The 17,792-nt window shown below is 46.3% G+C and carries 17 protein-coding genes; 9 read left to right on the top strand and 8 right to left on the bottom strand.

The annotated features are described in order from the left end of the window. Positions 1–50 precede the first annotated feature (50 nt). On the bottom strand, positions 51–527 hold the full coding sequence (locus ACF8EG_RS01765; RefSeq protein WP_005465952.1) for an Lrp/AsnC family transcriptional regulator: 477 nt from the start codon (positions 525–527) through the stop codon (positions 51–53). Between the two features lie 322 nt (positions 528–849). On the opposite strand from ACF8EG_RS01765, the gene ACF8EG_RS01770 reads away from it, so the two are divergent. Continuing rightward, entirely contained in the window at positions 850–1,017 is a 168-nt protein-coding gene (locus tag ACF8EG_RS01770) for a hypothetical protein (RefSeq protein WP_020841586.1), read from the top strand. Positions 1,018–1,024: 7 nt separating this feature from the next. Here the strand turns inward: ACF8EG_RS01770 and ACF8EG_RS01775 are convergent, their stop codons facing one another. Further along, a complete protein-coding gene (locus ACF8EG_RS01775) occupies positions 1,025–1,273 on the bottom strand; it encodes a hypothetical protein (protein ID WP_011106558.1) in 249 nt (82 codons plus the stop codon). A 360-nt stretch (positions 1,274–1,633) separates the two neighbouring features. Here ACF8EG_RS01775 and ACF8EG_RS01780 point away from each other — a divergent pair, with 360 nt between their 5' ends. Both ACF8EG_RS01780 and ACF8EG_RS01785 read left to right on the top strand, forming a co-directional pair. Continuing rightward, positions 1,634–2,167, top strand: a complete 534-nt coding sequence (locus ACF8EG_RS01780; RefSeq protein ID WP_069505575.1) for a GNAT family N-acetyltransferase — start codon at positions 1,634–1,636, stop codon at positions 2,165–2,167. Positions 2,168–2,185: 18 nt separating this feature from the next. After that, positions 2,186–2,620 (top strand): hypothetical protein, encoded by a 435-nt coding sequence (locus tag ACF8EG_RS01785; RefSeq protein WP_069505577.1) that lies wholly within the window; start codon positions 2,186–2,188, stop codon positions 2,618–2,620. Positions 2,621–2,710: 90 nt separating this feature from the next. On the opposite strand, the gene ACF8EG_RS01790 is transcribed toward ACF8EG_RS01785, so the two are convergent. Continuing rightward, positions 2,711–2,950, bottom strand: a complete 240-nt coding sequence (locus ACF8EG_RS01790) for an RNA-binding protein (RefSeq protein WP_005466432.1) — start codon at positions 2,948–2,950, stop codon at positions 2,711–2,713. Positions 2,951–3,098: 148 nt separating this feature from the next. On the opposite strand from ACF8EG_RS01790, the gene ACF8EG_RS01795 reads away from it, so the two are divergent. After that, a complete protein-coding gene (locus ACF8EG_RS01795) occupies positions 3,099–3,629 on the top strand; it encodes a GNAT family N-acetyltransferase (protein WP_069505579.1) in 531 nt (176 codons plus the stop codon). A 75-nt stretch (positions 3,630–3,704) separates the two neighbouring features. Here ACF8EG_RS01795 and putP read toward each other — a convergent pair whose 3' ends face one another. The 4 genes from putP to ACF8EG_RS01815 form a co-directional block, all read right to left on the bottom strand. Beyond that, positions 3,705–5,198, bottom strand: a complete 1,494-nt coding sequence (gene putP, locus ACF8EG_RS01800) for a sodium/proline symporter PutP (protein ID WP_005467522.1) — start codon at positions 5,196–5,198, stop codon at positions 3,705–3,707. A 136-nt stretch (positions 5,199–5,334) separates the two neighbouring features. Beyond that, on the bottom strand, positions 5,335–6,042 hold the full coding sequence (locus ACF8EG_RS01805) for a 1-pyrroline-5-carboxylate dehydrogenase (protein ID WP_005467523.1): 708 nt from the start codon (positions 6,040–6,042) through the stop codon (positions 5,335–5,337). Positions 6,043–6,053: 11 nt separating this feature from the next. Further along, complete coding sequence (gene putA / locus ACF8EG_RS01810; RefSeq protein ID WP_025521473.1) at positions 6,054–9,185, bottom strand: bifunctional proline dehydrogenase/L-glutamate gamma-semialdehyde dehydrogenase PutA; 3,132 nt, start codon at positions 9,183–9,185, stop codon at positions 6,054–6,056. Positions 9,186–9,573: 388 nt separating this feature from the next. Then, positions 9,574–10,386, bottom strand: a complete 813-nt coding sequence (locus ACF8EG_RS01815) for an AraC family transcriptional regulator (protein WP_005468852.1) — start codon at positions 10,384–10,386, stop codon at positions 9,574–9,576. Positions 10,387–11,188: 802 nt separating this feature from the next. Between ACF8EG_RS01815 and ACF8EG_RS01820 the strand changes: the two genes are divergently transcribed. Then, complete coding sequence (locus tag ACF8EG_RS01820; protein ID WP_017447114.1) at positions 11,189–11,944, top strand: PAS domain-containing protein; 756 nt, start codon at positions 11,189–11,191, stop codon at positions 11,942–11,944. A gap of 76 nt (positions 11,945–12,020) precedes the next feature. On the opposite strand, the gene pdxH is transcribed toward ACF8EG_RS01820, so the two are convergent. After that, positions 12,021–12,656 carry a pyridoxamine 5'-phosphate oxidase gene (pdxH, locus tag ACF8EG_RS01825; protein ID WP_069505581.1) on the bottom strand — a complete coding sequence of 212 codons (636 nt, stop codon included), beginning with the start codon at positions 12,654–12,656 and terminating at the stop codon, positions 12,021–12,023. Positions 12,657–12,740: 84 nt separating this feature from the next. Between pdxH and ACF8EG_RS01830 the strand changes: the two genes are divergently transcribed. The 4 genes from ACF8EG_RS01830 to ACF8EG_RS01845 all read left to right on the top strand — a co-directional run bounded on the left by ACF8EG_RS01830 (position 12,741) and on the right by ACF8EG_RS01845 (position 17,747). Then, positions 12,741–13,025, top strand: a complete 285-nt coding sequence (locus ACF8EG_RS01830; protein ID WP_069505583.1) for a hypothetical protein — start codon at positions 12,741–12,743, stop codon at positions 13,023–13,025. A 91-nt stretch (positions 13,026–13,116) separates the two neighbouring features. Further along, a complete protein-coding gene (locus tag ACF8EG_RS01835; RefSeq protein ID WP_069505585.1) occupies positions 13,117–14,967 on the top strand; it encodes an ATP-binding protein in 1,851 nt (616 codons plus the stop codon). Next, a complete protein-coding gene (locus ACF8EG_RS01840; RefSeq protein WP_015313717.1) occupies positions 14,960–16,186 on the top strand; it encodes a sigma-54 dependent transcriptional regulator in 1,227 nt (408 codons plus the stop codon). The genes ACF8EG_RS01835 and ACF8EG_RS01840 overlap by 8 nt, the downstream gene beginning before the upstream one ends. A 169-nt stretch (positions 16,187–16,355) precedes the next feature. Beyond that, complete coding sequence (locus ACF8EG_RS01845) at positions 16,356–17,747, top strand: HlyD family type I secretion periplasmic adaptor subunit (RefSeq protein ID WP_005464847.1); 1,392 nt, start codon at positions 16,356–16,358, stop codon at positions 17,745–17,747. Positions 17,748–17,792 lie beyond the last annotated feature (45 nt).

The raw sequence follows: 17,792 nt of genomic DNA on the forward strand, positions 1-17,792 counted from the left end.
AAAAGGAGCCTTTTGGCTCCTTTTTTATGTCCTGTACCACGACAAATGCGTTAGCCTAATAGCTCCGGATTCACACCAAATCCCGTTTTGTGCTCTTCTATCACCACTTCACTTCGCGTCTGAATAACACCCGGTAGCGTGCCTAGCTTACTCGACATGAACTCTTGATACGCTTTCATGTTCTTCACTCGGACTTTGATCATGGTGTCGAAGTCACCAGAGAGCGAATAACACTCTTCGATTTCTGGCATCAATTCCACCGCTTTGGCAAACTTTTCAAAAATCGAGAAGCTGGTTTGATCCAAACGAATATGAATGAACACCTGAACATCCAATCCTAATTTTTCAGCATTCAACTCGGCATGATAACCATTGATATAGCCTTCTTTCTCAAGCCTTTTGACGCGATCTGAGCACGGCGACGTGGTTAAGTTAATCTGCTTCGCCAGTTCGACGACTGGAATTCGTCCGCGTGAATGAAGCACTCTCAAAATATGCAGATCAATCCTGTCTAATTGGTAGCTCATCAACACATCCTTGTAACAACTCAGGGAGCTTTACATTAATCGTTACCGTTATGTTTGCAAACTAACAAATGAACAACGTGTGAATTCCGCTTAGTTTTAACGTTTGCTTAGCACAAAAAGCCATCATCAACCTAAAAACACATCCTAGTTGTTAACATAAGTTTATAAATAACAAAGGCACTCACACGGCTTTTATAAGAGAAAAATCGGTGTGAATGAAAAAGTGAAACGATGAACTTTGCAGAGAATAAAGTGAGCTATAAACAGAAGAAATGAGCCAAATAGTAAGGCAATAATAGGAAAAATTATTGAGGAAAAAGCAATGTTAACCTTACAACTGGCGTACAAACCGTTTGGTGTTGGCGAATGGACATACTCCACGGTTTCTCACGAAGTCGCGAAGTTTTTAGCACGTGAATACGCATCTTATGGCTGGCCAGTGATGATCGACGGCTCGCCCTACTCCAACGAAGAACCTTTAGCAGCCTAACGTTAAACTACAGAGCGGCCGATACGTGTCTTGCCGGGTGAGGTACCACTTCACCGATTGCTCGGTGGTTGCAGCAACGACAAAAATACTGTGGTTCCATCTCGTAATAGTGCTCACCTGAGACAAACTTCGCCATCAGTTGCGTGAAACTCACCACCTTACCGGTTAACGTGTCAACGGATTGAGGCTCACAACGCTTCATGATCACTTTATGTTGCGTTGATTTTCTACACGCTGAGCAATATATATCCGGCATCTCTCTTCTCCCTGAATTTTTGTGTGCTACTGACAATTGACATATTTTGTTCAAAATAATTCCACAATAAAAAAGCCCCTTTACTTTTTTGTGCCCTATCTTCAAAAAATCCTACTAAAGTATGAAAAAACTGAGACCTTGGTCAGACCTCAACTTTTATACCACTTATATGAAAAACAGCACCTATGTGTGTAATAATACGACACATCACACATAAGCTATTGTTAGGGCTTATTATTTAGTAAGGCGCGTGACAACTTTACAGCTGGCTAGGTCGAGCTTTCGTAACGCTTTGTTATCTCGATTTACCCCACAAACCAGTTTCTAGCAACAACAGCCGTCTCATCAAGGAAGAAATGCATGACGATACAACCGACTCTCACTACCGAAAGACTCGTCCTCCGGCCATTCAATATCGGTGACTGCCAACAAGTGGCTTTACTCGCTGGAGATAAGCGAATTGCCGACATGACAGCAAACATCCCACATCCGTATGAGCTACCGATGGCGCAAGCATGGATAGATAGGCACGTTCCGATGTATCAGCAGCATCAAGGCGTGGCGTACGCTATTACCTTGCGAAACTCTGGGGAGTTACTTGGTGCGGTGAGTTTACCGCGTATCGAAGAGGGGTACGGAACATTAGGCTACTGGGTTGGCGTGCCACATTGGGGAAAAGGCTATGCATTCGAGGCCTCCAAAGCCTTACTCGAATTTGCTCGAATTCACTTTGAGTTAAACGGAATAACCGTGATGCATTTGGTGGACAATCAGCGTTCTAAATCGGTGATCCAAAAACTAAAGATCCCTTACGTCGGTGACAAAACATTGCGCATGCAAGGCAAAGAACGAAAGGTTTGTGTCTACCAACTCACGTTCGTCGCTTCTGAATAAAGTCGAGGGATATGTCGGATGATCATCCATGAAACTTCACAAAATCTACCCAAGAACAACCCTTTCTTGCTGGGAACTGTATCGTCGTCGCTGTTCTATTTTTCCTACCTAGCAGACAAGCTCGTCGAGTTTGGACTCTTAGCACTCACAATAGTCGGATTGAAACTGATCTCAACGTACTTCACGCGCCGCGCGTTCAATCCTAAAACGCTATATATCGATGCAAGCACTAGCGCCTTGAAGTACAGCCAGGGCTCAACGGTTTACTTCCGTCTACCTCTTGATGACATTGTCAGAGTCCAAATACAGAAAGAGTCCTTCTCCAGCCAAAGTTTAATGATCTACACAGTCAACGACGCTTACCAAGTGCCGAATTCTGACAATTTCGATTCTCTGCAATTAAAGGATTTAATGAAACAACTTGAAAAGAGGCTTGATGATCAACGTCGTTAAAGCAAAAAGAGAAGATATTCCAGAAGTTTCCAATTTGGTCTCTAAATAGAAAGACAAAAAAGCCAGCAATTACGCTGGCTTTTCTCTGTGTTAGTCTTGTGCGACTTTCACGCGAATTTTGCTTTTTTCTACGTTCGTCAAATTCAGTGCTTCAAGAGCAGAAATTGCTTCTGCTTCGTCCGGCATGATGACAAAACCGAAGCCTTTCGACAAACCCGTTTCTTGATCAAGCACTAGCGAACACAGTTCTACTTTGCCGTACGCTGAGAATAATTTGCGGATATCTTGCTCGGTCATGTGACGAGCCAAGTTTCTTACTAAAAGTTTCATAATGAACCTAGTTGGTTTGATAACGGTTCGATTCTCTCAGTTTCTCTCTGGCAAACCAAGTGAATAATATGACGGCGTTGACTAGATCATTCTAAGTACATCTGTTTAAATGATTTTCCGTTCATTTTTCACCCATAGGATAGCCAGCATGGAAACGAAACGTCTCAAACTCATCCCCGCTTGTTTAGAACGAGCCGAAGAGGCGCATCAAGCTGTCGTTCGCAGCCAAAAGACTCTCGAAGTCTATCTGCCGTGGGTGCCTCATGTGCTGACATTAGAAGCGATGATAGAAGGGACAGAGAAAGCCATCGCAAACTTTGAAAACTTCGAAGAAGAGCTGCGCTACTACATCATTGAAAAGGAAAGTGATCGCTTACTGGGTGCGGTCGGTTTGATGATTCGAGATCCCGACGTGCCATCCTTTGAGATAGGTTATTGGTTAGATGATGCTGCCGTTGGCAATGGTTATGTTGCCGAGGCTGTGCTCGAAATTGAGCGCTATGCGTTTGATGATTTGGGTGCCAAGAGAATCGCAATTCATGCTGATAGCACCAACCAAAAGAGCCGTGCTGTAGCCGAGCGCTGTGGTTATGAGTTCGAAGGCGAACTCAGAAACGAACGTCTTACCACATCGGGAGAGCTGAGTAACACCGTGATTTACTCAAAAATCCGCGAGTAAGCCGCTTAACCAAACCGATTTGAACACAATAAAAAAGCCCGCGATATTCGCGGGCTTTAGTCATCTGTGCAGTGGTTAGTCTAAATCAACCAACTTCTGCTTGTACTCTTGGTGTTGGTCTAGAACTTCTTGACCTGCACCGCCAGTCATCTTGCTAACCAACACGATAGCCAGTGTTGAGAAGATGATGCCCGGTACGATTTCGTAAACGTCGAACCAACCGCCAGTTAGCTGTTTCCACACTACGATGGTCACGCCACCCACTAGGATGCCCGCTAGTGCGCCGTTACGGTTCATACCGCTCCAGTACAGGCTAAGTACTACTGCAGGGCCAAATGCCGCGCCGAAGCCCGCCCAAGCGTAAGAGACAAGACCTAGCACAGAGCTGTCTGGTGTCATTGCTAGGAACAATGCAATCAAAGAAATCACGATAACGCCCACACGGCCAATCATCACCACTTCTTCTGAAGAAGCATCAGGTTTGATTACTTGCTTGTAGAAGTCTTCTGCTAGTGCAGATGAAGATACTAGAAGCTGTGAATCCGCTGTACTCATTACTGCCGCTAGGATTGCTGCTAGTAGGATACCAGCAACCACTGGGTGGAATACGGTGTTCACAAGCAACATAAAGATTTTCTCGCCATCTTCTAGTTGCGTACCTGGGTGGCCAGTCACCCATACCAGACCAACTAGACCCACTAGCATTGCACCTGCCATTGAAAGCGCAGTCCAACCCACAGCGATACGACGCGCTGTAGTTAGGTCTTTGTTTGAACGTGATGCTTTGAAACGCGCTAGGATGTGTGGCTGACCAAAGTAGCCAAGACCCCATGCCACTAGCGAGATAATCGCGATAGCTGACAGCGGCTCACCTTTCACATCGTTCCACAACGTCAGTAGCTCTGGGTTGATGTTGTGCATGTCTGAAGACAGTTGGCCAAAACCACCGTCCATAACAGCAATCGGAACGATCATCAGTGCTGCTGCCATCAATAGGCCTTGCACTAAGTCAGTCCAAGATACCGCTAAGAAACCACCGAACAGCGTGTAAGAAACCACACAAACTGTACCAATAACTACTGCAATGCTGTAATCAAGGCCGAATACGGTTTCAAACAGTTTGCCCCCTGCAACCAAACCTGAGCTGGTGTAGAAAAGGAAGAATAGAAGAATGAAAAACGCAGAGATGGTCTGAATCAGTTTTGATTTGTCGTTGAAACGACGTGACAGGAACTCTGGCAACGTTAACGCGTCAGTTTGGATGCTGTAAGTACGCAGACGTTTTGCACTGATGAACCAGTTGGCCCATGTACCAGCAAGTAGACCACCGGCTAACCAAAATGCCTCGATACCTGCTGCATACGCGTAACCTGGCAAACCTAGTAGCAGCCAGCCACTCATGTCTGATGCACCTGCAGATAATGCAGCAGGCCACGGACCTAGGCTACGGCCACCTAGGAAGTAGTCAGATGAATTGGAAGTCCTCTTATACGCGTAAACGCCAATGGCAACCATAATTATTAAATACGCCACAAAAGTGGACGTGATAGCAAAGCTATTTTCTATCATTTGATAGTCCTCGTTATAATTATTTCCTTCCTTGTCTTCTCTGACATTTTGCCATCGCAGCAATACGTCAAAGCAAGAGACACCAATCTGAACAAGCTCTCAGGCTGGTTATTTCAAATTGGTGTCACAAGTCAGGTTAGTGAGTTTCGTTCCCCAACTCGAGTAGAGTCGCGTTACCACCCACCGCTGTAATATTTATCGTTCGAGTACGCTCAGTAATAAAGCGCAACGAGAGATGCGGATCGTGAGCCAGTTTTGGTGACTCCAAATCCGTTTCAGAAACTAAGCCAACGATAGCACCATCGCGCTTAGCCAATTGAAGATTGAGCGCATGCTCAACCTGAGAATGCCCAACATAACCCACACTACGTACATCGCTTTCTAGCAACGGGGCAGACGCATCGTACGCAACTACTTGGACTAAGTTAGATGGGAAGTTTGTTGACGATACCGCTTGCTCAACCAGTCGGTTTAGCTCGGCATTGTCGCTGCAAATCACAACACTGTTACCTGCGATGAGGGCACAAGTGATCATTGCAAAAGTGCTGTACAGCGCGTTTTCAGTGTTTTCGATGTTGTTTTCACAAATCACCAAAGCCACACCACGACCAGCCGCGTACAGCTCGTTAGTTTCCCCCGTAGGGCCCACTAACTGATGAGGTTCTGCAAGCAGTGCAGACGCTTGTTGCAAGTGGTAAGACACTACTTTTGCCACAACAGCATTCTGCCCTTCTAGTGCAGATTTTAATGCCAACACATGTTCGCATTTGTAATCAAAATCGGTCAGATTCCACTGCTCCCAAGCAGAGAATGCATCTTTAAAATATGTGATCTGATGAACCATAATGCGACTCCTTATGCGTTCTCTGCTTGAGCAAGAAGATGTTGTGTAAAGCGGTACAAGTAGTGAGGACCACCAGCTTTTGGACCTGTACCAGACAAGCCTTGCCCACCAAATGGCTGAACGCCAACAACCGCACCAACTTGATCTCGGTTGATGTAGCAGTTACCCACGCGAGCGTGCTTTTCAATCCAGCGATAAGTGGTTTCGTTACGGCTGTGAATGCCCATTGTTAGACCAAAACCTGTTTGGTTGATCTGCTCTACCACGTTTGGCAGTTCAGACGCTTTAAAGCGAACAATGTGCAAGATAGGACCAAATTGCTCTTCTTTCAGAACATCAATGCCTGAGATTTCAAACGCACTTGGCGCAACAAAATCGCCATACTGACACGCTTCTTCCAGTTGCAGCTGCGCAACTTTCTTCTGCGTGCTGCTCATCTGTTCTAGGTGAGCAAGGAGTTTTTGCTTCGCATTGCGGTCAATAACCGGACCCACATCGGTTTTGTGCAAGTAAGGCAAGCCAACATGTAGCTCTTTCATAGCGCCTTGGATAAGGGTGATGATGCGGTCCGCAACGTCTTCTTGAACAAACAGCACACGAAGCGCAGAACAGCGTTGACCCGCCGATGCAAACGCAGAGCGAATCACATCACGAACCACCTGCTCTGGCAGTGCAGTACTGTCGACGATCATGGCGTTTTGGCCGCCAGTTTCCGCGATAAACGGTACTGGCTTCGCGGTACGCTCTGCCAACGTTACGTTGATGCGCTGTGCCGTTGCAGTAGAGCCCGTAAATGCGACACCTGCGATGGCGTCGTGAGAGGTTAGTGCATGACCAATCTCACCACCGCGACCAGGAAGTAATTGAATTACGCCAGCTGGGAAGCCAGCTTCCAGCATCAAATCAATCGCGCGAGCAGCAATCAAGCTGGTTTGTTCAGCCGGTTTAGCAACCACAGTGTTACCCGCAACAAGCGCCGCGGTTACTTGACCAAGGAAAATCGCCAGAGGGAAGTTCCAAGGGCTAATACAAACGAACACTCCGAGACCTTCACGACTTGAAATGCGTTTCACACCATCGAAACCTTCCAGTTCAAATGGTTGTAGGTTTTGCGCTTGTTTTGCGTAGTAACGACAGAAATCAACCGCTTCACGAACTTCATCAATGCTGTCGTGAATGGTTTTACCCGCTTCTTGATGACAAATCGCCACCAACTCCGCCAAGTTTGCTTCCATCAGGTCAGCAAGTGTTTCTAAACACTTCGCTTTTTGCTCAATCGCAGTGCCTTTCCATTCTGGGAATGCCGCTTGCGCCGCTTCAATCGCAGCGGAAACATGATCAAGAGTTGCAAAAGCGACTTGACCCACTTCAACACGACGATCGTAAGGCGCGGTAATGATCTCAGCGAGGTTTTCCTTGATCATGCTTTCGGCAAAACGCTCACCGTTGATCACAGGGCCCGCAATCCACTTATTGTTTAGGAAGCTTTCAACTTGCGCTTCAAATGGTTTTGCTTCGCTTTCGATATCGATGTTGACGCCGTAAGAGTTTTTACGCTCAGGGAAAATACCTGAAGGCATTGGGATCTTATCGTTATTCAGCGTCGCAAAACTGGTTAGCGCATCCACAGGGTGATGTGTCAGTTCAGAAATTGGGCAACGCGCGTCAACCAAACGGTGTACAAACGAGCTGTTTGCTCCATTTTCTAGCAGACGACGAACAAGGTAAGGCAGTAGATCCGCGTGGCTACCAACTGGAGCGTAAATACGAACAGGTTGGCCGTATTTCTCCATCACGTGGTTGTAGAGTGAATCTCCCATGCCGTGTAGGCGTTGGAATTCAAAATCCTTATGCTGCGCCATCACTGCAATCGCAGTAACTGTGTGCGCATTGTGGCTGGCAAATTGCGGGAAGATATTGCCACGTACGCCTTCGCTTAATAAGAAACGCGCACATGCAAGGTAAGCAACATCGGTCGCTTCTTTGCGTGTGTACACCGGGTAGTTGTCGTAGCCCGCTTGTTGTGACCATTTGATTTCGCTATCCCAGTACGCGCCTTTTACCAAGCGAAGTGGGATCAAGTCACCTTGCTCTTTCGCAAGGGCATTGAGCCAAACCAATACTGGTAGAGCACGCTTCGAGTACGCTTGCACAACAAGACCAAACTTGCCCCAACCTTTCACGAGGTCACTGCGGTAAATCTTCTCGAACAGCTTTAGAGACAGCTCAAGGCGATCAGCTTCTTCTGCATCAATCGTGATCGCAACGTCGACTTCAATCGCGCGTTTTAGTAGTTGCATGAGCGTTTCGTACAGCTCAGTCATAACACGCTCTTCGTTCGCCACTTCGTAGCGAGGGTGCAATGCTGAAAGCTTGATAGAAACCGAAGGCGCAGGGCTAGTGTCGTTACCGTAAGTCTCGCGACCCACCGCTTCGATCGCCATTAGGTAATCTTTGAAGTATTTGTTTGCATCCGCTGTTGTTAGCGCCGCTTCACCCAACATATCAAATGAGTAAGTGAAACCTTTGTCGCGCATCGGGCGACCATTTTTCTGTGCTTCTTCAATCGTGCGGCCGCGAACAAACTGGTGACCCATGATCTTCATTGCCTGATACATGGCTTTACGAATCACAGGTTCAGAGAATTTGTTAACCAGACGGTTTACAGCCTGACTTGGGCTCTGGGTGCCTTGCTCACCAAGACCGACCACTTTACCTGTCAGCATTAGGCCCCATGTTGACGCGTTAACGAAAACAGAGTCTGAGTTTTTCAGGTGAGATTTCCAGTCCGCAACGCTTAACTTGTCTTTAATCAGCGCGTCTGCGGTTGCCGCATCCGGGATTCGCATTAACGCTTCTGCAAGACACATCAGCAAGATACCTTCTTGAGTATCGAGACTGTATTCCAACAAAAGTGCATCAATCATCTGGATTGACTTCTTATCGGCACGAATGGCTTCAATAAGTTTGGTTGTTTGGTTAGTGATCGCCGATTTTTCTTCCGTTGTCGGCGTCGCTAGTGGCAATAATTGCTCTAGCCATTGAGACTCGTCCACCATATACAATGGCGAGATCAGTGACCACAACTTATCAAGCGGCTGCCCGATAAATTCCGGTGTCAACACGTTCGTAGCTGTAAACATGTGTGTTCCTCAATCTCACTCCTCGAAAACCGCTTCGAGGATCATCAATGGCTGGCAGTGTATTTTGAGGCCGATAATAATACTTGTCAAAAACTACGATATTTTTGCCAAAAACTCGCTTTTATAACAAAACATCCACATAGTCACATTCAAATAGATAATATTTTGTGTTGTAAATTTTAATTTTTGCATTTTAATAACAACAAAATGTTAGGAATATCAATAAGATTATTCTTATAGCAACACCTTCTTTTGAGCATTGGAGGCCACAACGCTCAATAAACCGTCAATTTGGCCTTAAATCTATAAAATTGAGAAATAGATCACAGGTAAAAAAGCACAAAAAAAACCATGCATAGAGCATGGTTTTGTCTTTTTCTGGGTAAATTTACCCAACCTGTTTCTTATACTGAGAGGGAGAAAGTCCCTGCAATCGAGTGAAGGTATGAGTAAAAGTGCTTTGACTTGAGAAGCCGGTAAACTCGGCGATTTGCCCTAAAGAGAGGTGACCTTGCTCGATTAGCTCACGAGCCATATCAATGCGCTTACCTAATACGTATTGATGCGGAGTAATTCCCATCTGATCTTTAAACAAGCTGTGGAATTGGCTTTCACCCAAGAAAACGCGCCCCGCAAGCTGAGCAACGCTGATCTTATGGCTGAGATGTTGTTCGATGTAGCGGTCTATTGCTTCTAGATCAAAGCGCGAATCTTTGCGGCTAGTTTCAAATGCAGAGATATGGCGCTGCATCAATGCAATCACGGTGTCATTACACGCTCGACTAAGCAGCAGATCGTCAGGATGGTTACGCATTTCCTGTACCAGCATCTGAATCAGCTTCTGAATTTGACCATCGAGTTGAAAATAAAGGTGGGAACGCTCTAGGTTATTGATCTTCTGAAGCATCTCAGGGTCATCATTGGTCGGCTTCGGCATATTCAGCACTAAAATATCCGATTGATGAATCACGCCGCCGAAAGCATGATCAGAGCATGCTGTTACCACACAACCTTGCCCAGGACCGACTAAATTACCCTGCCCACGGACTTCGAATTCCGCTTGACCTTTCAACCCAATCACGATCTGCGTGTAAGCATGATCATGGCAATCCATATAAGATGGCAATGTGATCAGTTCTGCTGGTTTTGGCAGCATACTTTCTTTATATGGTGGGGCTTTCGGGTTATCTGAGTCACTCATTTCACACGGTCATCTTAAGCGTTCGGCTTACATCGAGGCATGATATACCTTCTCGGTTGCCTTGCAAATCTCCACGGAGCCAATCGCGCAAGATCAAACCAACAAGATCAACCCCAACCACATGATCATAGTTCCGGAACGATGATCATGCGAGATTAACTTACGGTCAATGTACAACCAACTTTCTTAACAAAAACGGGGAGATAGAAAAGGCGGGCATTGGCAACAAGCTAAGTTCTTAAAGATCTTCACTACAAAAGTCTCGTATTTTTCTATGTATTCCTGCCGCGAATGGCTAAAAACGCATTAATCGATTGAATATAAACCACATAGAGGGATTTCCCCCCTTACTAATATGCCCCTGATTCAATACATTAGACCTCGAGCTCTAGGATGCATACGACCCTGAGCTCTCGGTATCTGATTGATACCTCTAACTTACTTAGCAGACCCTCGCTATGTAATTTAGAACCTCTTCTACACGTCGACAAGATTATATCTTGTGTTGCCAGCCCGTCTTCAGGCTGGCTTTTTTTTGTATCTCAAAAATGAAAACAATGGCATAAGCTGATATTATATCGGCCATCTCACCGTATCCTTACGTCAATCACCACGCTGAGTACTCTTGATCCATTTTTCTCCGCTCCCAGTGCCATCTGGTGCTATTTACCGAAAGCATGATCAAGGAATAGCACTGCGTAGATGACGAAAGAATCCATGAAGTGAGCATACTGACCTGCATAAAGCAGGCAATGTATCCAAGTCATGTCTGAATGCTGGTGTAAACACAGCTTATGGAGAGATGGCTTGGGGCCAAATAGCAGTAGTGAGTCCTCTTGTGAATATTCCAGTCAATACCATAGAACAGTCGCTCCTCCGACAGCTACCGGGTTGTTGGGGATGCAAAGATAAAGATTCGGTATTCCGTTATGTGAACCAGGAATACGCCGAATTATTGGGCCATACCTCACCAGAAGAGTGCATTGGTAAAACTGACTTCGAGATGTCGAGCCCAACCACTGAATGCGCACAAGAATTTCAACGCCAAGATAAACATGTGATCGAAACAGGCGAATCGTTGAAGATCCTTGATATTCATCCTTACCCTGACGGGCGTTGGCGCGCACATATTTTCACGAAAACCCCTTGGCGAGATGAACAAGGCAACATCCTCGGCACCATTTTTTATGGCCGAGAGTTAACCGACACCGCCGTGATTGAAGTGGGCTACTGGGTGTGTCGAGCCATCGGTACAGACTTAAACCATCAATCCATTTTCCGTTTTTCGAATCTGAACCCGAAACCAGAAAAGCTCACATGCCGCGAGCAAGAAACGCTATTTTTACTGCTTTACGGCAAAAAACCTCAGTTTATTTCTCAAGTGATGGGCATCTCCACAAAAACGGTAGAAGGGCACGTCGCACGTCTAAGAAACAAGTTTGAAGCGAATAGTAAGAACGAGCTGATCGATAAAGCAATGGAGGCAGGCTATGGCTCTGTTGTACCCAAAACGCTGCTTAAACATCAGCTTTCTGTTGTTTTGAATGGAGAGCGCTAACGCCACGCCGCTTTATCTTTATAAACACAAACACCGCCTAAGTGGCGGTGTTTTGTTAGGCGTTAAATAAGATGCCCTATGGCGCGAGACGGTCGATATCCCATTCACCATCGTGTTGAGAGAATAGGAAACGGTCATGCAGACGATGCTCACCGCCTTGCCAAAACTCAATGCTTTGCGGTTTAACTCTAAAGCCGCCCCAAAAAGTTGGCATTGGAATTTCACCTTTGGCAAATTTCTGTTTGAGCTCAAGGAACTTACCTTCCAGCACTCCACGAGCAGAAATACGGCTACTTTGCTTACTCGCAATGGCCGCCAACTGGCTATCTTTAGGGCGGGAAGTAAAATACTTCATGTTTTCCATCGCAGTCAGCTTTTCAGCCACACCAGTAATGTGAACTTGGCGCTCTAATGGATGCCAAGGGAAATGCAGGCTGATGTTGCTGTTAAGTTCAAGATGCTGCGCTTTGCGACTACCTAAGTTGGTGTAAAACACGAAGCCATCTTTATCGACGTTTTTCAATAAAACGATTCGTTGAAATGGCATGCCGTTTTCATCCACGGTCGCCACTGTCATCGCAGTAGGATCAGTCAACCCCGCCTTAATCGCTTGCTCCAACCAAAGGTTGAATTGATCAATTGGATCAGCTTTCAAATCTTTACGACGTAGGCCACCTTTCGTGTACTCACGACGAATATCAGCAAGTTCCATCTTTACTCCTTCACTCGTTTTTGTCGATTGTGCTCCCGAAGCTACTGAAATACAAGGACAGCAAACATAGATGTTGAAAAACCGATGGTAACCTCTAGGTTCAAGCAAAAAGCGAGGCCAGGCAACACTTCTAACGAGACCAAAGGCCAACGGCTGGGCAAGTTTTTCCACCCAAATGATAAGATTGAAGCGACGAAAAGTAACGTGAAGTCATTCCAAAACAACTTCGCTTCGTTTGCTCTCCAACAGGACAAGATTGACTATTTGACCTCAAGTGAGCATAAACTGACCACTATGCCACACAACGAACCAATCGCTTACTTGGCAAACAACCGTTACGTATTTATTAGTACGGAATACTACTTCTAAAATGCAGTTCGATTCCTAGTTAACGTTACCGCTCACAGCATCGTTTAATACCTTTTGATAACATGGCATTAAAAACTCCGGTGAGCTAATTGTGAACTTACTCAATCCTAAAGCCCTGCGTCATTTTCTATTGCTGTTGTTTGCTATCGGCATTTTAGGGCTTGCTCTTACGCATCACTACGCAACTCGCTATCAACACGATCAATGGCAACAAAAGCTCAAAAGCCAAGCGGCTCAAGTCTCACAAGAAGTCGACTACGAACTGGCGAAGTTTGAACAAATTCCCAATTTGCTTAGCCATGACCCACGCTTGCTTGAAGCCGTTGAGAAAGGTGCACCGTCGACAGAACTGAACTTACTGTTGGCGCAATGGCTGAAGCAAAGTTTGGCCGATACCATTTATGTCCACGATAAAACCGGCTTGGTTATCGCTTCGAGTAACTATCAACAGGCGGATACGTTTGTCGGTTCGAGTTTTAGTTATCGCCCTTACTTTAAAAATGCCCGTCGTGGTGAGCCTGCTCAATACGTGGGGTTAGGTGTACGCTCTAACAAACGGGGTTACTTCTTTTCCTCTCCACTATGGTTGAACGGCGATGTCATCGGAGTCATCACGGTAAAAGTGAATTTGGAGCAATTGGAACAGCGCCTTGCACAAAGTGGCGCAGACGTTTTGGTGACCGACAAACACAACGTAGTGTTTATGAGCAACCTACCCGATTGGCGCTATCGCGCGCTGTTTCCACTCTCACCAACGGCCATCAATGAACTGACTGAAACTCGCCAATACGGTGACACACTGCCTGAATATTACGGCGAACTTACCGCGCAAAGTGACGAAAGTGAGTTTGCGGATAACCAATTGTTGCTGTCACCAAACTACCTCGCGTACGCGACACATTTGTTGGATAAAGGTTTTCGCGTTGTAGCGTTAATCAATCACCACACCGTACTGACGGCAGTATTGCAGGCCGATGTAGTCTATTTGATTTTATATGCGCTGATTGCACTGATCGCATTGGCATGGTTTCAGATGCTGGTAAACAAGGCACGTCTTGCCAATCTCAATGTGAGCTTGGAAGAAAAAGTCATGCAACGCACGGTTGTACTAAGTGAAGCAAACCACAAGTTGCAGCAAACGGTTCGTCAGTATGAACAAAGCCAGCAAGAGCTAAGGCAAACTCAGCAAGAGCTGACTCAAGCCGCCAAACTTGCTTTGCTGGGAGAGTTGTCTGCCAGTATCAACCACGAGATAAACCAACCACTTGCCGCGCTGAGAACTTACACCGAAAACTCCCAGCGCTTGTTGTCGATGGAACGATATCCGATGGTCGCATACAACTTAAACAAGATGCTCTCGCTGAACGAGACTATTGCCGAGGTCATTGCTAGGCTAAAAGTCTTCACCCGTAAAACTTCTCATGAACCTCATAATGAAGTGTCGATACTCCACGATGCGGTGCACAATGCCACCAGCATATTGAGCAATAAGTTGATCAAGCAAGGCGTCACGCTCAAAGTACCGACGATCGACCACGAGGTGAGGCTCGCCATTCACAGCGTTGAACTAGAACAAGTGCTCATCAATCTGTTCCACAACGCTGCGCAAGCGATGGATGGCTATTGTATTGATCCGCAAATTTCCATCGCGATTCAATGCCACGATTCGAGCTGCGATATTCTGGTGTCAGATAACGGCCCGGGGATGTCTGACGAGGCATTGGCGAAAATCTTTGACCCGTTTTTTACCACCAAACCAGAAGGGCTCGGACTGGGTTTGACCATTTCAAAACGTATTTTAGAAAGCTATCACGGAGCGCTCAGCGCCTATAACCACCAAGGGACGCAATCGGGTGAGTCAGGCGGCATGACCTTTGTTGTCACCGTTCCGATGGCAAACACCAGAACCACCAAACCAGCAACGGAAAACGACCATGCATAACGCAGTTATCTTTGTTGATGACGAACCACACATTCGTGATGCCGTTTCACAAGCACTACTTATCGAGGGCATTGAAGTCACTTGCTTTCCCAATGCCGTTGAAGCACTCAGAGTTATCGATGCCAATTCTCCAGCCATCATCATTACGGATATTCACATGCCGGTCATGGATGGCTTAGAGTTTATGCGCACGCTGCTGAGCAAAAATCACCACTTTCAATTCATCGTTCTAACTGGGCATGGCGACGTTAAAACGGCGGTCGAAGCGATGAAAAGCGGCGCGTACGACTTTCTGGAAAAACCATTTTCAACCGATCAACTGATGAAATCACTGAACAACGCCAGCGATAAGCTGAACTTGTTGCAAGAAAACATCTGGCTAAAGAAAGAGCTCGACATGCAAACCCATGTTGGCCCGAAAATGATTGGTCACAGTAAAGTCATGGTGAGTATTCGCCGAGCCTTAATCAGCGCACCGACGAACCAACCTCTGATTTTCGTGGGACAAGACGGCACTGGCCGCCGATTAGCTGCGCAATTTGCTCACGATATTCACGCCACACCAGACAGCGAGCTGATTGCCGCATCAGGTGAAGACCTTTACGAACTGTCGCTAGATGCACTCGACAAAGCCATTGACCACCTGACGGAAGACTCAAATCGTTGCAGTTTGTATCTGCACAGCGCAGAACATATCTCGCTCGCACAGTGGCAATGCCTGTTTAACCACCCGAAATTGGAGCGCGTATTTGGTGCGACGACCAAGGTTGATGCCGATGTTAAAGCGTTCGCAACGCTCATCCACTTACCAACGCTGGATGAACGCAAAGAAGATATTGGCCCACTTTACAAACACTTCGTACGTCATGCAGCAAGCCGTTATCAGCTGCAACCACCGCACATCAGTTTGGAAGAAGTACGCCGAATTACAGAGCTTTCTTGGCCAGAAAACGTTAAACAACTGCGCCAATTTGCGGAGCTGCGCGCTCTCAAACCTGAGACTTTTCGCATGGAAGATTGGGACAGTGAAAAGAGCATCGAAATTCAGAGCATGACTCAACGCACAGAACACTTTGAATATTGTCTGTTATTTGATGCATTGCAGCGACACAGAGGCAGACTTAAAGAGGTTCAACTAGAATTACAGGTGTCACGCAAGACCTTGTACGACAAACTAAAAAAACATCAGTTGGACAAATCGAAGTTTAAGGCTCAGTAGCAATACCTCAAGATCTCTTCAGCCTTTCAGCAAGAACAGGCTGAAGCCAGACGGGTAACCAGAGCGAATGTCCTCTGTTACTTATTTTTGTTAGCCGGAATGCTGACATGATCGGGTAATAATAATAAGATCAAAAAGATAATCCGTATTTATATAAGCAGAGAATGTGATGAGCCGAGACAACTACAACAAACTCAGCAATGATGAGCTGGATTTTGTCGATGACAAAACTGCCGCACTGCTTCTCAACACCCCAAATAGTGCCCGACTAATGTTGTGGGTTATGGTGTTGTTTTTTGTTGCAGCCATTGGTTGGGCATCGTGGGCACAGATCGACCAAGTCACCGTCGGTCAAGGTAAAGTAATTCCCTCTTCTCAAATCCAAGTAGTCCAAAACTTGGAAGGTGGTCTCGTCAAAGAAATTCTGGTGAAGGAAGGACAACTGGTGAAAAAAGGCCAGCAACTTCTGTTGATCGACGATACTCGTTTTCGCTCGGACTACCGCGAACGTGAACAACAAGTTGCCAACCTGACCGCCTCGGTATTACAACTTTCTGCTTCTATCAACAGCGTGGCCGTCAATCGCGATTTTAATATTCAAGATTGGGAAAAAAGCGTCGTTCTCGATTACGGCAAACTGACTTTCCCACCGGTATTGGAAGAGACGCAGCCACAATTAACTCAGCGTCAGAAAGCGGAATACCGCGAAGATTTGGATAACCTACGCAACCAACTGTCGGTGATCGATCAACAAGTTGAGCAAAAACAGCAAGACTTGGTCGAGATTGAAGCGCGAGTGCGCAACTTACGCCAAAGCTACCAATACGCGAAGAAAGAACTGGATATCACCCAACCGTTGGCGGATGAAGGCGTTGTTCCGCGCATTGAGCTACTCAAATTGCAGCGCCAAGTGAACGACACTCGCCGTGAAATGACATCTAGCGAACTGAAAATCCCAGTGATCAAATCCGCCATCAAAGAATCCATGCTCAATCGCATCGATGTGGCGTTGAAGTTCCGTTCCGAACAACAAGAGAAACTTAATAATGCTCAAGACCAACTGTCTGCATTAGTTGAATCGGCAGTTGGCTTGGAAGACCGCGTAAACCGCACGGTGGTTGTCTCTCCGGTGACAGGCAAAATCAAAACGCTGAACGTCAACACCGTTGGCGGCGTTATCCAACCGGGTATGGACATCGTTGAAATCGTACCAACCGAAGACACCTTGTTAGTTGAGGCGAAAATCGCCCCGAAAGACATCGCTTTTCTACGTCCGAACCTAAATGCCATCGTAAAATTCACCGCGTATGACTTTACAAAATACGGCGGCTTAGTGGGTGAACTGGAGCACATCAGTGCCGATACCACCCAAGACGAGGAAGGCAACAGTTTCTACATCGTGCGCGTGCGCACAGAAAAAACCAGCTTTGGTCAGGATGCCGATTTACCAATCATTCCAGGAATGACTGCATCGGTCGATATCATCACAGGGAAGCGAACCGTTTTGGAGTATCTGCTTAAGCCGATCTTAAGCGCCAAAACCAACGCCTTGAAGGAGTAACTGATACAAAGGCACTCACAATGTGCAGTTAAGCTCGATAAGTGG

It is taken from the genome of Vibrio sp. YQ_11 (genome assembly GCF_043103065.1).
Classification (GTDB): Bacteria; Pseudomonadota; Gammaproteobacteria; order Enterobacterales; family Vibrionaceae; genus Vibrio; species Vibrio parahaemolyticus.

Bases quoted from the DNA above. Each gene is read 5' to 3' on its own strand.
- ACF8EG_RS01765 (WP_005465952.1), bottom strand. From the start codon at position 527: ATGAGCTACCAATTAGACAGGATTGATCTGCATATTTTGAGAGTGCTT.
- ACF8EG_RS01770 (WP_020841586.1), top strand. From the start codon at position 850: ATGTTAACCTTACAACTGGCGTACAAACCGTTTGGTGTTGGCGAATGG.
- ACF8EG_RS01775 (WP_011106558.1), bottom strand. From the start codon at position 1,273: ATGCCGGATATATATTGCTCAGCGTGTAGAAAATCAACGCAACATAAA.
- ACF8EG_RS01780 (WP_069505575.1), top strand. From the start codon at position 1,634: ATGACGATACAACCGACTCTCACTACCGAAAGACTCGTCCTCCGGCCA.
- ACF8EG_RS01785 (WP_069505577.1), top strand. From the start codon at position 2,186: ATGATCATCCATGAAACTTCACAAAATCTACCCAAGAACAACCCTTTC.
- ACF8EG_RS01790 (WP_005466432.1), bottom strand. From the start codon at position 2,950: ATGAAACTTTTAGTAAGAAACTTGGCTCGTCACATGACCGAGCAAGAT.
- ACF8EG_RS01795 (WP_069505579.1), top strand. From the start codon at position 3,099: ATGGAAACGAAACGTCTCAAACTCATCCCCGCTTGTTTAGAACGAGCC.
- putP (WP_005467522.1), bottom strand. From the start codon at position 5,198: ATGATAGAAAATAGCTTTGCTATCACGTCCACTTTTGTGGCGTATTTA.
- ACF8EG_RS01805 (WP_005467523.1), bottom strand. From the start codon at position 6,042: ATGGTTCATCAGATCACATATTTTAAAGATGCATTCTCTGCTTGGGAG.
- putA (WP_025521473.1), bottom strand. From the start codon at position 9,185: ATGTTTACAGCTACGAACGTGTTGACACCGGAATTTATCGGGCAGCCG.
- ACF8EG_RS01815 (WP_005468852.1), bottom strand. From the start codon at position 10,386: ATGAGTGACTCAGATAACCCGAAAGCCCCACCATATAAAGAAAGTATG.
- ACF8EG_RS01820 (WP_017447114.1), top strand. From the start codon at position 11,189: ATGGCTTGGGGCCAAATAGCAGTAGTGAGTCCTCTTGTGAATATTCCA.
- pdxH (WP_069505581.1), bottom strand. From the start codon at position 12,656: ATGGAACTTGCTGATATTCGTCGTGAGTACACGAAAGGTGGCCTACGT.
- ACF8EG_RS01830 (WP_069505583.1), top strand. From the start codon at position 12,741: ATGGTAACCTCTAGGTTCAAGCAAAAAGCGAGGCCAGGCAACACTTCT.
- ACF8EG_RS01840 (WP_015313717.1), top strand. From the start codon at position 14,960: ATGCATAACGCAGTTATCTTTGTTGATGACGAACCACACATTCGTGAT.
- ACF8EG_RS01845 (WP_005464847.1), top strand. From the start codon at position 16,356: ATGAGCCGAGACAACTACAACAAACTCAGCAATGATGAGCTGGATTTT.